A 14,000-nucleotide genomic window follows, 5' to 3' on the forward strand; every position below is an offset into this window, starting at 1 on the left:
GATCGCGCCTTCCGGGATAGTTTTTGCGTCAACCCTCCGGCTTTGTAAATAAAGTCTAGAGGAAATTATCCGTAGGGTCAGGTGTTTCGGTCAAGATGTCTTTTTCTAACTTTACTCCATCCCCAAGCTTATACGCAATTACAAAATCGGCCTTTTTGTCGACCACTCTCCCGAGTTCATGCTGCAGGCGAGAATACTGCCCCTCTGTAAGGTGTCCTTCGAATACTGATTTCTGAACGTGGACAAGATATTTGCGGCAGATCTTCAGTACCTTTGGCAGGCGTTTCTTTCCCGCATTATCTTCCGTGTTTATATCATAGACAAGAATAACATGCACATTCACCACCACACTTTCATCGGGGTGAACGTTTCTTCTCCAAGCAAGTGTTTAATCAGTTTGTACAGGTCAAGCCTGATTAAGCTTTTGTACTTTACTTTGCGGCGCAAAACCCGGTGCAGGATGGTACTTTCTACTTGTACCTCAAATTCGCGAACGAAGATTTTCCGTCCTTCTTCCGATAAATAGGTCGCATTAAGGTCCCGGTTAAAGTGGTCGAGGGTGAGCTGTTTCTGGTTGATAAGGCGGAAGATAATCTTGTCCACCAGTACCGGCTTAAAAACTTCCGCAATATCCAGAGCGAGAGAAAATCTCCTTTCCGATGGTTCGTGGAGGTAGCTAATGGTTGGGTTAAGGGCTGTTTTATAAATTTCTTTCAGCACCGTTGTATAAGTCATGGCATTGCCGAAAGAGATCAGAGCGTTCAGAGCATTCTGTGGCGGCTGCCTTGTCCGTTCACCGAACTCCCAGCCGGTGATTTTTTCCCAGGCGGAATAATAATGCTTGCGAGCATGGGCCTCGGTGCTCATTATTTCTTCAATGCTTGACGCCTTTTTCAGGGCATGGCGATAATTGTCCAGTGCCATGCAAACTTCCTCAAGCCCCCGTTTTTCCAGGTTGCGCCTTATATTGTGGATAGCTCCTTCAACAAAAGATCTGGCAAGAACAAGCCTCTTATCCGGGCAAAGGTAGTGCTCAACCTGCCTGACAAGAAGAAAACCTGAAAGCAGACTTGCACGGGGAATGAAACTCCCCGTATAGTAACCGAAGTGGTTGAAGACATGGGCAGTAATCCCTTTATGGGCCAGGAAATCCAGGAGCCGTGAGTTAAACTCGGTTTCGCCGAAAAAGTAAATCTGTTCTACATCCTCTACGGGGATTACCCTGCGGCCCGCTTCATTTTCCAGGCAGAGTGTGTTGTGCTCCCTTTTTAAACGTCCCGATGAAAAAATGTAATAGGTCCTGCTCATTTTCCTCACTCTCAGAGTTTCAAATATAACAGAAATCGAAATAGGCACAGCGCCTGCAGAACTTCCGGTTTATTTTACCGGGGGGGATATTTTTCTTAAGAATATTTTCAATGCCCCTCAATGCCTCGACAATCCGCAGCTCATCTTCCCTGTTGAAGGTAACCTCGACTTTACGCATTGCGGTAGGGTAGTGGATCGTTCCCGCAAAGCACCTGACACCCCTGGAATTTAAATAAAAGATATAGTATTTCATTTGCATGATATGGGCTTCTTCAAACTTCCGGCTCTTCTTGATTTCGTGCAAATATATTTGATCACCAAATTTAATAAAGTCGATTTGCACCCGGTCAAAGGAAAGATCCCGGTAATTTTCCCGCTGGAAGCGGGACTCGTGGATAAGTTTTCCCTTAACCACGTCCGGGTTTCCGGAGACGTTTTCCAGGTTGAGACCCCGGGCGAAAAGCCAGAGCTTGCGCCGGCAAATGTGGTAGTAAGCTACCATCGTGCCGGTAACGGCAAGCCGGGATGTGGTGAAGTCGTGCTCTTCACTCTTCTCCAATATCATCAGCCTCCAGTATCAGGCCCTGCTGGTTATCGTAGGAGGCAGGGACCACCCAAATGTCCTGGAGCCAGCGCCTAATTTTCTGGATTGTTTTGGCGTTGAAATGGTCGATGTCAATTATATCGGTTAAGGTTTGCCTATCTGCATGCCGGGGTAAAGAACGGAAGTCCACGGGAACCGTAAAATTGCTCAGGACCTGCTCATTGAAATCAAAGTAGCCCGGCCTGTCTTGTTGTTCAAGAAAAGACTTGAGCTTTTTATTGAATTCCTCAATTTTTTCCCGGGGAACAACTTCTACGGTATACACTTGACGGAAAAGGCGCTGGGCATCGTACTTCCGGTCGGAGCAGTAACCGCTGTCCAGGATATCGAGAGTTTCGTAATATTCCTTGAGGTAGGAACCGATATCTTTTCTGCCGCGTTTCCAGCCCAGGGTGAGGATGCTGTAAGTTAATGTCACAAGTTGCATTTTCGCCTGCTCGTTGAGATAAAATTGAGGGGCTTTAGCCAGAAGCTCATACAAGGCACTATAATCTTTATTGAAAGTGTCTGTGTATTCTGTCAGGAGATTTTCAATTACATTTTCTGTTTCTGCTAATTCCAGATCCCCCGCAGCATAGCGGGCGAGGATATATCCGGTCAGGGCCACAAGGTGCCTGTCGTAAACTCTCCCGCAGCCTGAAGCTAATTCTTCAACTTCCGTCATAATATAAACATTGGTGTATGGTGGCTTTACTGTTCCGGATGGCTGCCTGGCTGCCCTGCGCCACACCCTGCCAAGACGCTGGATGAGGCTGTCAATGGGGCACAGTTCGGTATAAAGGATATCCGCGTCGATATCTAGGGAAGCTTCTACAATCTGGGTAGCGAGCACAAGGCACCCTTTTCCCCATTGCGGCGCCCTCCCATTAGGCATATAGTCCTCAACATCTTTCTCTTTTTTTCTTCTGTCCGTCCGGGTATAACGGGAATGAACCAGCAGAAGAGGGGGGCTTTCTTCAATACCATCCAGCAGATTACTGATCAGTCCATAGGCTTTCTGGGCGGCCTTAACAGTGTTGAAAACAGCCAGAACCTTTTTGCCGTTCCTGGCAAGAGACACCATTTCTTCTATCATGTTCTGGTAAGATTCGGCATCATCATAGCCCGACTTGTCCTGTTTATCTTTCTTTGTGTAGACTTTGAACTGAAGATGATGGCGGATCTGGCCGGCAAGCATTTTCCCGTAAGGGGTGTTTAAAAAGTTAATAATGCGCTCCGGAGGAAGCCCCAAGCGCTGGGAGATTTCTTCTTGAACAAATGGGGGAAGGGTGGCGGTCATCAAAAGTACCCTGCCCTGTAAATTATGTATATCCTCTAAAAGCCTGGTTATAATTGCTGCTGCCTTTGGATCGTATGCCTGGACCTCATCCACCACCAGGCAGGAGTCCATAAGAACGGCATACAGGCGCTCGTAGCCCGGATATTTTAAAACGGCCGGAGCTATCTGGTCCCCGGTGGCGATGATGTAAGGCTCTGCCAGGTGCCGGGCAAGGGCCAGGGAGCGCGTCAAATTCTCTCCTTCCATGTTTGTATCTCTGCTTGCGTTCCAGAGTTCCATCGCCGCTTCACCGTGAAGAAGGGCAACGTGGCCCTCGTAATCCTCCTTTGCTTTACCGAACGCCCGGCGGGTTCGCTGCCACATGGCGTTTACCGCCGCGCGCATGGGCAGGAGATAGATGTTTTTTCTTCCAGCACCCCAGAGATAGGCGAACTCTGTTTTCCCCACGCCGGTGGGGGCAATGAATACCAGCGATCCCTCACCAAGGTCAGGGGCGCTGGCGAAGAAGTCTTTCTGCCAGAAAGACGGCTCCGGTTCCTTCCGGACGGCGGCTTTCTCCCGAAAATCCTCCTCCAGTGAGCGGTGAAGTTCCGAAATTGAAGGATAAATACCGTGTTCGATGTCTTCCGGCGAAAGGTCCGGATCTTCCGTTTCAATTAAAGAGGCAAAATGGTCGCAGCGCATCAAATTCCCGGTGATGAAAATTCTTTCCCGGTCGTCTTGAATATTGCGCACTATGAGTTTCTGAGGTAAAAAGGAAAGGAGATAGGGGGGAAGGAGCAATCCCGCATTTCCCATGCTGTTATACTGGAAGTAGCTTGCCCACATTTCGTTGAAACTGATCAATTCCGGGTCGATACCGTATTCATGGGCAAGGTTCTGGAGTTCATGGCGCAGCTTGTTCACGAGAGTTTCCCACATTTCCCTTTCTTCCAGCATGCCCCGGGCCGTTTTCGAAACCTCATCGATCCTTGCACCGAGAAAGAGGTCGGGGTAGTAGTCCCGCCAGTGATGAAAGGCCACTGCACCCAGGACCGCCCCGGGGTTCCGGGCAGCGGAGAGCAGTTTCTCCCGGTTGAGGAGAAAAACGGAGAGCAGGTTGTGCGATATAGTCGTTCCTCCTGAGGATGATTCTTCTGCGTTATTTTTGAGCTTTTGCTGAAATACGGGATCAACCTTCCCCACGTCATGGAGGAAAGCAGCAAGTTTAAGGTCTTCCCACAATTCCCGCTCATGGTACTGCCGGTTTTTTTGTTCGAGAGCCCGTACTGCAGCCAGTACATCGGCAGTATGTTCTTCGAGGGCGACGCCGTTGCTCTTGGCCCAGAAGGGCATTTCCTGGTCACCTCCATGCGATGTGCGCAGGAAAAACCGGAAGCAAAAACTCCGGGTCGACCATTACCCTGGGCAGGCGACCGAATTGCACCAATGGAATTTGGCCCCGGCAGAGTTTGGTGCGCACATGGTTAAAGTTTCGAATTTCCCAGGACCTGCCTTTTTCATTCCGGACTTTGACTTTACTGTAAAGGGCGCAAACAAGCTGGGGAGATCCCATGATTTTATCGAAGAGCTCGGTGTATTCCTGCCTGTCCCCCCATTCCCCGAGCTTCCAGGTTTCTTCCGGATGGGGAAGCCAGAAATAGTAACCCCTGTCTGCGGTCCAGGCTATGTCCGCCTTTTCAGAGGGGAGGAGTCTTACCCAATTCGTGCTTTCAGGCACTACCCAGTCTTCGGCTCTCCCCAGATGCAGGTGGTTAATCCACCTTTCCGGGTGAAAGAGGTTTTCCTGCAACCGGATCAGAATGTGGGAGTCCGGATGGGTCAGGTAGATGATGGTTTCCACATCATTTAAAACATCCAGTACAACCGGGCTCTGCCCTCCGGGGTGTTCAGCAAACTGGCTGAAGTACCGTGAATTGTTACTGTAAAAACGGCTGGAGTGGCTTTTAGATCCCAGGTTGCGCAGCCAGGTATATTCCCGCGTCAAAGTCTGGTATTTCCCGGCAATATAAATACCGAAAGGCTGGCCGAGGAAACGGTCTATGGTTTCCTGCTCGCCCATGATGTTGCAGAGCATGCCTATAACGGTGGAATAGGGGGGTATGGGGTAGCTATGCCTGACCTTGTATGTAAAAGGTACCCGGTAATGGGCTGTCGGGGCTCTAAAATATAGGCGCAGGTATTCCATCATTTCTTCTCCCCATGATTGTTTTCCAGACAGAAGGAAAGGATCTCCTGGACCTTGATGCCTTCGGTAACCTTGGTGGTCCCTTTTTCCAGCAGCTTGTCGCAGGGGAAAAAGCTGCTGACATAGGCGCGCAGGACATAGTCGTTTTCCATAATAACCTTGCTTAACTCGTCCGTATCGACACTACCGTTTTTGAGATTGACGAAGTTGTTGAAAACCGGAACGGGTACGGTAAGGCAACCAATTATGATAAACCGGGGCACAATGCCGTAACACTCGCCGCTGGATTGGAGCATAATCCCGTTTTTTAACACGCAAAGCAAATTTGCAAGTCTTTTCTTACGCTCTTCGTCGGCCACGATAAATACCGCTTTTCCTTTCTGACCGGAAATGCCAACAAAACCGACGGTTTGTTCTTCTTTGCTGTATTTTCTCCATTCAAACTTTTCCCCGAGAGACGCTATCTTGTTTTGTGCCCATCCTGCATGTTCACTTACTTCCTCTTCCGTTGCGGAATCGGTGTTCTTCTCCAGCCAATCACAAAGTGCTCCGGGCGGTTTTTTAGACTTCTTCTCGACATCATAAAGATACTCGTCATAGCCGAACCGGCATAGGTCAAGGGTAAAGGAGACCCGGTAATAGGAATGGTGTTCTTCCTTTGAATAAGGGTTGGGTTCGGCCTTTTCCCCGGTCTGCCGTAGCCGGGCTACCAGGTCGTGGTTGGCTCCAAAGGACATGTCGGCCTGCCACGGTTCAACAGAAACGGCCTTGGTAATCCCAAGGGGCGCTTTCCTGGTGGGACGCCCGTCGGCACTGGTATTCATGTAGCCAAAGAGATCTAATTCGGGGTAGGTGAGTATATTGGCTCTGGGAAAGTCGAATTGGATGACTTTGTTATTACCATCTCCGGCCAGTAATACCGGTGCAGGTTCCCAGTTGTACTGGTACTGTAGTGTGGTAAAAAGGTGATGGCGTATATTTGGCCTGCTGAAGTAGGAAAAGACTCCATGCTCCCGGGCAAGTTTTTTTATGGAGAGTACGCTTCCACCTATCTTTTCGTCCCGGTTAAGGGCAGAACTTTCAAATAATATCGTGGCCGTAATGCCTTTGCATGCCATTTATATCTCGCCTCCTCCAGTATTGCTCTGAACACCGGCAATGTAGCTGAACATGAAGTTTTTAAAAAGATTCATGTTTTGCAATTGGAAAACTTTAGTCAGAACCGGTGGAAAAGGCCTGCTTTCTGCAATATAAGATCTGAGAAGCAGGTAATAAGCTTCGTCTTTTTTCCCCAGCCGCACAAGCTCCAGTAACCTGTAGATTAGGCTGCTTCCTTCTTTGGCCAGCACTGCAGGTGCTTCCTGGCCGCATCTCAAAACCTCTTCCGTTTTGACCACGACAGGTTCCCTCCTTTCGAACAATTTTTTTATTTCTGCATATAAATGGCAGAGGTTGATAATTTCCCGAAGCGAAAGTTCCGCTTCAGGATCCTTTACGTTTCCGGGAGCTGTCCCCAGGGCAACCCGCAGGGATTTATAAGAAATGTTGGGCAGGAGCTCAAATCGCTCTTCCAGGATATATTTGAGTACGGCCCGGTTCCTGATCCTGGCCAGCAAACTGCTTACTTTCGGGTTGAGCAGCAGGTTGCAAACAACCGGTGGCAGGACGAAGTGTTCTATTCCTTCCCCGGTGAAATTAAGGAACTCCAAACCCTGCAGCTCCCATGCCCCCATACTCCTGGACATCTGATTATTGAAGTGAAGGAAATGGTAAAAAAGCTCTTCCTGGTAGTTTTTAACTGTGCGGAACAGGTTTTTCTGGCTTTGGGCCAGAAACTTGTTGAAATGCCAGGTTAATAAAAAGTTGCTGGTATTGGCGAAGAGTACCTGCACTATGGTAAAGTGGGCGCACAGAAAGATGGAGCGGCACAAAGGGCACAACAGCAGGTTAGGCTTAAAGTCCCAGAATGAATTTGGGAATTCTCCGGTCGAGGAAGCAAGATCATCTGAGAGGACGGACATAAAGAAACGGTGATAAAGACGTTGTTCAAAAGTATCCCCGGATTGACCAGTTAACTGTCCGCAAAAGCTACACTTTTCCCGTCCCGAATCTCTATTGCAAGAAAACCACTTATTTAAAAAAGTTTTTTTGTCCCGATGAACAGATGGTTGAAAAAGGTTTCCGTATTTCTTAAAGTTTCCCTGATAAGTCCCTACACGCAATGGCCTGCCCGTAATAACTTTACTGCATACTTTTTCGATAACTTCTTCCGGCGGCAGGTTATTCGGGAGTTCATCCTCTTTCCAGGCAATCATCTCCCTGTTCATCTCCACCCACCACCAGGCCAGCCGCTTGATGTCACTAACAGGTGGGTGCCGGTCTTCTTTAACGGGCACCCGGGGGGAGGGATCTTCCTCAGGCGTTGTAAAGAGGGCCGTCACTAACCCGGGTGTAAGCCGTATCGTGCCGTCCCTTTGCAGAACGTTGTTTTCTACGTATTCTTCCCCGAGGCCGTAAGCCAGGACTTTCAAAAAACCGTAGGCGCAGGCATTGTAATACCAGGAAGCAGGGTAGAGAGTGACCGGTTCTACCATTCCCGCACCACCTCAACGTAACCAAATCCCTGACCCGCCCGCACGCCCAGGCCGTAATCATATAGGAACTGAAGAACCACCGGACTGCCCGTCAAATAGATATCACCACGGACGGTGGTCAGGGTACCGCCGTAATGGTAGCAGACCCCTTTTTTTAATACAGAATCGCAGGCCAGTCGAACCTTTTCTTTTGCAACCGGATATGTACCGTAATACCGCGACAGGAATTCAGATCTGGTTGCAAGATGGCAATTTACTGCCTCTTCCAGGGCAGCCATATTTCTTCCATCCAGATAGCCCTCTCTGGCCCGAAAGACGGCGTGTCCCGGGATGCGAAAATGGACATGGCATTTGCGAAGCTGGCGAAAGGGGAGCAGCTCCACTTTGTCGATTACCAGTCCAAGCACCGCTTCTTTGCCCTTCCAGGCAATGGCGGCATTACAAACCCCGGCCAAAAGGTCCGGTATTCCCGTAGAAAAAATATAAGTTACCGGAGGTCTGACAGTCATTGTCTTTGACGTGAAATCGATATTATGGATTTTGCCAAAACTGACGTGGAATACGTAAGGGCTGTAACCCGGCCGGGTTTCGTCAAAACGGCTGAAAAAGGGGGTGGACTGGAGCAATGTTTTGGTGAAGGAGATGAAGTGCCGGCGGAAGTCCAGTGAAATGTTGATTACGCCTGTATCCTCCCGGGGAAACATGCTGATCTTTACCCGCACAACCGTGGTTCACTTCCTTCCGTTCTCGGATTTTAAAAGCTAACTCCAATTTTATCAGACTGTGGCACTTTTGCACACTTGTTCCAAAGCTATTTCTTCTACAAGAGGAAACAAAATCCTGTGAGGAAAAACAAAATAATTTACGGCTTAAACAAAAAATGCCGCTTCAAACGGCATTCATAAAAGAGTAAAGTACAGGACAGGTTAGTCGTCCTTCTATTTACCGTTATCTGGCACAGCTAAAATTGAAATACTGTCGCCGGCCAACGAACCGGGAGCTAAAGCTATGAGAATCAGCTTCCCTTCTGCTCGTTCCGGGCGTTCATTTTTTCCCTGAACCAGCGGTGAATATCGTCCAGGGCCGGGGGAGCCACATAAAATACATGGATACTGGCCGGGAACTGGACGCCGTGGTCCTCCCGGATAAAAAGCAACCCTGCTTCTTTTTCACCCAGAGTCTCGTCAATCCGGCGGGAAATATGGGCAAATCTTTTTTCGCTGGCCTCCCGGTAAAATTTACTTATGATATCAAAAGTTTTCTGGCTCATAACTACGGACAGGCAGTTGCCCCAATCCATGCTTTCGGTAAAAAGTTCCATGTCCTCGGTAGCTTCCAGGGAAGCTCCCCGGTCGCACCTCTCTTTAATTATCCTGTAGCTCTTTTCGTGGAACTTCTCCAGAATATTCAATCCTGTTTCTCCGCTTACGGCGAGGGATTCGTGGTAAATTTTCTTAACCGGCCCCATTTTCCGTTCCAGCGCGGCTAACTGCCGGTCAACCTGCTCCCAGTATGTGTTGATTTTAACGTTAAGATCTTCGGGCACCTCTCTGGGGGTGTAAATTAAAGGCACCAGGTAAATCTTCCTACCCTCCTGGAAACTGCTGACGGAAGGTTTTTCAATTTTGCCGAGCACTTCAGGCATAATATTACCTCCCCTGGGAAAAGCCTGTCCTTTTTGAATATAGCATATTCCCCGTAACTTTGGCCAGCCAGCAGGAAAAGGAACAATTCTCTTTATCCAGTAATTAAATTAAGTATCCGGAGTGAAAGCATTCTGAATTTGCAAATTATGCCCCTTAAAATTGCGCTTCATCAAGCAGGAAGTGGGGATGGGCCGGCGAAAAAGTGACCATAGTTTTCTCTTGCCGGTTCTTTGGAGGTAAGTTGCATGCTGGCCATTGTGAAAAGTACGGCTCTTTTTGGTTTAACGGGACAGGTAGTGCAGGTGGAGGTTGATGTGAGCAACGGGCTGCCTTCCTTTGATCTGGTGGGGTTGCCCGACATGGCCTGCCGGGAATCCCGGGACCGGGTGCGCGCAGCCATGAAGAATTCCGGTTTCGAGTTTCCGGCGCGGCGCATAACGGTAAATCTTGCTCCGGCCGATCTGCGCAAGGAAGGACCTCTCTATGATCTGCCCATTGCCGTGGGCATTCTGGTAGCCACCGGGCAGCTGGAACAATCCGCAGTTGACCGGTATGTATTTCTGGGGGAATTATCCTTAAACGGCCAGGTGCGGGGAGTGGCCGGCGTTCTGCCCAATGTGCTGGCTGCCCGGGAGCAGGATTTGCGGGCAGTGGTAGTGCCCCGGGACAATGCCGCCGAAGCCGCTCTGGCCAGGGAAGTGGAGGTTTATCCTGTAGAGAGCCTGGGGCAGTTGACCCGTTTTTTACGCGGGGAAGAACAAATTTCCCCCTACGAGGTGGACCCGCTGCTTTTGTTAAACCGCGGTGGAAATGGAGCCGATATGGCCGATGTGCGCGGGCAGGCTGCGGTGCGTCGGGCACTGGAGGTGGCCGCTGCCGGGGGACATAATTTGCTCATGATCGGCCCTCCCGGTTCGGGTAAAACCATGCTGGCCAGGAGACTGCCCGGCATTTTACCCGACCTTACTTTTGAGGAGGCACTGGAAATCACCAAAATATACAGCCTGGCCGGTTTACTGAAGCCCGGAGAACCCCTGGTAACGCAGCGACCCTTTCGTTCCCCCCACCATAGTGCCTCCGCGGTGGGCCTGATTGGCGGCGGCCGCCATCCGCGTCCCGGGGAGATCAGCCTTGCCCATCACGGCGTCCTTTTCCTGGATGAACTGCCGGAATTTCACCGGGATGTGCTGGAGGCCCTGCGGCAGCCCCTGGAAGACGGAGTGGTAACCATCTCCAGAGTTAGCGGGGCAGTGACCTATCCCGCCAGTCTGATGCTTGTTGCCGCTGCCAATCCCTGCCCCTGCGGTTTTCTTGGTGATCCGGCCCGGGAATGTACCTGCACTCCCTACCAGGTGCAGCGATACCTGGGGCGCATCTCCGGCCCTCTGCTGGACCGCATCGACATCCACCTGGAAGTTCCCCGGGTGGATTATGAAGACCTGGCCGGCCGGGAGCCGGGTGAGCCATCTTCGGAAATCAAAAAGCGGGTGGAAAGGGCGCGGAACATACAGCGCCAGCGCTTTGGTCCTGGCGGGACTTCCTGCAACGCCCGGATGACCCCGGCCCAGGTCCGCCGTTTTTGTTCCCTTTCCAGGGAAGCCAGGTCTCTGCTGGCATCTGTTTTCCGCCGGTTGAACTTGAGCGCCCGTTCCCATGATCGGATGCTCAAGGTTGCCCGCACCATTGCCGATTTAGAGGGCAGCGAGGTGATTGAAGCCGCTCACCTGGCTGAAGCGGTGCAATACCGCAGCCTGGAGGCCAGGTACTGGCCAGGTTAGAAAATGATTGCCTGCGGTTAATTCCTGGGATAAGATTATGCTGGAGCAAATTGTTAATTTATTGGAGGTGTTGGATAATGGAATGCCACGTGCAAAAAAATAAAAATCAATGCACCTGCACCTATGAACCATGTTCCCGGAAAGGAAAGTGCTGTGAGTGTATTGCTTATCACCGCAAGCACAACGAGCTGCCCGGCTGCCTGTTCCCGCCGGAAGTGGAAAAGACGTATGATCGCTCCATTTCTCGCTTTATCAGTTGTTACCGCTCCAGTTAAGGAGCTCATGTGCCTGCTCTCGTTCCCATACACCCATTTCCCGGGCTGATCCAGGCGGCCGCGAAGAGCGGGCACGTATAACCGTGTCTTTTCTGTGCCTTTTTACGGCAGGAAGCAGGGGCACCCCGTGGTTTGAAGTTAAAGCTTTGAACGAAGAACGTTTTCAGAGGGGGTGTGCTGGGTTTGGTACGCAAGCACGTTTTTATCAGCGGTAAGGTACAGGGAGTGTACTTCCGTGTCTATACCCGGGACACGGCCCAAAAACTCGGTCTGACCGGTTGGGTGCGCAATTTAAGGGATGGACGGGTGGAAGCGGTTTTTGAGGGTGATGAGGCGGCGGTAGAGCAGATGCTTGGCTGGTGCCGGGAAGGCTCACCTTCCTCCCGGGTGGAAAACGTAGAGGTCATTGATGAACCATACCGGGGGGAATTTAAGGATTTTACCATTGCTCCCACGGTATAGCCTGCAAGGACCCCCTGTTCACAGCATGGGGGTATTTTTTTAACATTTTTTTAAAATCCAAAAGGAATCCATCATATTATCGCGAAATAACAATATATATTGGGTTTATCCATAACGGGTTTAACCGGGATTGTTAAAGGGGGAATGATCATGGAAAAAGGGAGAAAAAAAATATTAATTATTGGCGGCGTGGCAGCAGGTCCGAAGGCGGCCGCCCGGGCCAGGCGCTGTGACCCCGATGCGGAAATAACCATTGTGGAAGAAGGCAGTTTTTTGTCCTATGCCGGTTGCGGGATGCCTTTTTATATCGGAGGTACGGTGGAAAGGCATGAAGAGCTTATGGCCACACCGGTGGGGGTGATCCGGGACGCGGCTTTCTTCCGCAGCGTGAAAGATATCAAAGTGCTCACCGGCACCAGGGCGGAAGCCATCGACCGGAAAAATAAAACCGTACGGGTAACCAATCTGGCAACCGGGGAAACCAGCGCTCTTCCCTACGATAAGCTGGTTCTGGCCACCGGCAGCCGGCCGGTTCGGCTGCCCATTCCGGGGGCAGACCTGGCGGGAGTGTACACGCTGGGGAATCTGGAGGAAGCGCAGGCCATCCGCCGGGCTGTTGAACAGGGTGCCCGCAGGGTAGTTATCATTGGCGGCGGCTTAATAGGGCTGGAACTGGCCGATACTCTGGGGACAAAGGCCGAAATCGCCATTTTTGAAATGATGGACCATGTTTTATCATCCCTTTTGGACCCTGAACTCTCCATTCTTGTGGAAAAGGTCCTGCGCGGCAAAGGTGTGCAGTTGTTCCTGGGGAACAGGGTGGAACGCATTGAGGGAAATGAACAGGGTGCCGTTGCACGGGTTGTAACCACGGCCGGTTCCTTCCCCGCAGATCTGGTGGTTATTGCCGCCGGGGTAAAGCCGCGGGTGGAACTGGCTAAAGAAGCCGGGCTTGAGCTCGGGGAGACGGGAGCCATAAAAGTTAATGCGTACCTGCAGACGTCTGATCCGGATATCTATGCCGGCGGGGACTGTGTGGAAAATGTACATCTCATTTCAGGCCGGCCGGTATATACTCCCATGGGCTCTGTGGCCAACCGCCACGGCCGGGTTATTGGTGATAATGTTACCGGTGGCCGGCAATCCTTCCCCGGGGTACTGGGAACGGCCATACTTAAAGTTTTTGAGATGATTATCGGCCGCACAGGTCTTACCGAAAGCGAAGCCCGCCGCCTGGGCTACCATGTGGAGTCCTTTATCTGCTCTGCTCCCGACCGGGCCCATTTTTACCCGGGAAGCAAGCCCATAATCATCAAGCTGGTTGCTGATTCTTCCACCCGTAAGCTTCTGGGTGCCCAGATCCTGGGTCCGGGGGACGTTAACAAGCGGCTGGATGTAATGGTGGCGGCGTTGAGCATGGGGGTTACGGTGGATCAGCTGGCTGCTTTCGATCTGGCCTACGCACCTCCCTTTTCCACCGCCCTCGACCCCATTACCCATGCGGCCAACTGCCTGCGTAACAAGATTGACGGGCGGGCCAGGTCCATCAATCCCCTGGAATTGAAAAAACGTTTATCCGCAGGGGAAGAGCTCATTCTCCTGGATGTCCGTACGCCGGCCGAGTTTAACGAAGTGCGGCTGCCCGGTTCCAATGTGGTATTCATACCCCTGGGCAAGTTGCGGGAACGGGCCGCGGAGTTACCCAGAGATCGGGAGATCGTTACCTTCTGCAAGCTGAGCCTGCGGGGCTGGGAGGCCCAGACCATCCTGGAAAGCCTGGGCTTTACAAACGTGAGCTTCTTCGAAGGGGGAATTGTTGCCTGGCCTTTCGAACTTGAAACCGGACCGCGCCAGAAATAATCCTGA

13 protein-coding genes are annotated in these 14,000 nt (G+C 51.1%); 4 read left to right on the plus strand and 9 right to left on the minus strand.

The window, feature by feature from the left end; genetic code table 11:
• Nucleotides 1-55: 55 nt before the first annotated feature.
• The 9 genes from cas2 to BUB44_RS06195 all read right to left on the minus strand — a co-directional run bounded on the left by cas2 (nt 56) and on the right by BUB44_RS06195 (nt 9,618).
• Nucleotides 56-337: a CRISPR-associated endonuclease Cas2 gene (gene cas2, locus BUB44_RS06155; RefSeq protein WP_027357650.1), complete on the minus strand. Its 282-nt coding sequence runs from the start codon at nt 335-337 to the stop codon at nt 56-58.
• Nucleotides 338-339: 2 nt separating this feature from the next.
• Nucleotides 340-1,308, minus strand: a complete 969-nt coding sequence (cas1b, locus tag BUB44_RS06160) for a type I-B CRISPR-associated endonuclease Cas1b (protein ID WP_073164244.1) — start codon at nt 1,306-1,308, stop codon at nt 340-342.
• Nucleotides 1,309-1,327: 19 nt separating this feature from the next.
• Entirely contained in the window at nt 1,328-1,867 is a 540-nt protein-coding gene (gene cas4, locus BUB44_RS06165; protein WP_027357652.1) for a CRISPR-associated protein Cas4, read from the minus strand.
• Nucleotides 1,854-4,526 carry a CRISPR-associated helicase/endonuclease Cas3 gene (locus BUB44_RS06170; protein WP_073164247.1) on the minus strand — a complete coding sequence of 891 codons (2,673 nt, stop codon included), beginning with the start codon at nt 4,524-4,526 and terminating at the stop codon, nt 1,854-1,856. Before BUB44_RS06170 ends, cas4 begins: the two co-directional genes overlap by 14 nt.
• A gap of 7 nt (nt 4,527-4,533) precedes the next feature.
• Nucleotides 4,534-5,379, minus strand: a complete 846-nt coding sequence (gene cas5b / locus BUB44_RS06175; protein WP_073164249.1) for a type I-B CRISPR-associated protein Cas5b — start codon at nt 5,377-5,379, stop codon at nt 4,534-4,536.
• Entirely contained in the window at nt 5,379-6,497 is a 1,119-nt protein-coding gene (gene cas7i / locus BUB44_RS06180; RefSeq protein ID WP_073164252.1) for a type I-B CRISPR-associated protein Cas7/Cst2/DevR, read from the minus strand. The genes cas5b and cas7i overlap by 1 nt, the downstream gene beginning before the upstream one ends.
• Entirely contained in the window at nt 6,498-7,973 is a 1,476-nt protein-coding gene (cas8a1, locus tag BUB44_RS06185) for a type I-B CRISPR-associated protein Cas8b1/Cst1 (protein ID WP_073164255.1), read from the minus strand.
• Entirely contained in the window at nt 7,967-8,695 is a 729-nt protein-coding gene (locus BUB44_RS06190; protein ID WP_073164257.1) for a CRISPR-associated endoribonuclease Cas6, read from the minus strand. The genes cas8a1 and BUB44_RS06190 overlap by 7 nt, the downstream gene beginning before the upstream one ends.
• Nucleotides 8,696-8,988: 293 nt before the next feature.
• Entirely contained in the window at nt 8,989-9,618 is a 630-nt protein-coding gene (locus tag BUB44_RS06195) for a hypothetical protein (protein ID WP_051618255.1), read from the minus strand.
• A 246-nt stretch (nt 9,619-9,864) separates the two neighbouring features.
• On the opposite strand from BUB44_RS06195, the gene BUB44_RS06200 reads away from it, so the two are divergent.
• The 4 genes from BUB44_RS06200 to BUB44_RS06215 all read left to right on the plus strand — a co-directional run bounded on the left by BUB44_RS06200 (nt 9,865) and on the right by BUB44_RS06215 (nt 13,994).
• Nucleotides 9,865-11,397 (plus strand): YifB family Mg chelatase-like AAA ATPase, encoded by a 1,533-nt coding sequence (locus tag BUB44_RS06200; RefSeq protein WP_073164260.1) that lies wholly within the window; start codon nt 9,865-9,867, stop codon nt 11,395-11,397.
• Between the two features lie 77 nt (nt 11,398-11,474).
• Entirely contained in the window at nt 11,475-11,672 is a 198-nt protein-coding gene (locus BUB44_RS06205; protein WP_027357461.1) for a DUF6485 family protein, read from the plus strand.
• Between the two features lie 174 nt (nt 11,673-11,846).
• Nucleotides 11,847-12,134, plus strand: coding sequence for an acylphosphatase (locus BUB44_RS06210; protein ID WP_034635505.1), 288 nt, complete (start codon nt 11,847-11,849; stop codon nt 12,132-12,134).
• A 150-nt stretch (nt 12,135-12,284) separates the two neighbouring features.
• Nucleotides 12,285-13,994, plus strand: a complete 1,710-nt coding sequence (locus BUB44_RS06215) for an FAD-dependent oxidoreductase (protein ID WP_073164263.1) — start codon at nt 12,285-12,287, stop codon at nt 13,992-13,994.
• Nucleotides 13,995-14,000 lie beyond the last annotated feature (6 nt).

Origin of the sequence: Desulfofundulus australicus DSM 11792, assembly GCF_900129285.1 — a bacterium.
GTDB classification, from domain to species: Bacteria; Bacillota; Desulfotomaculia; order Desulfotomaculales; family Desulfovirgulaceae; genus Desulfofundulus; species Desulfofundulus australicus.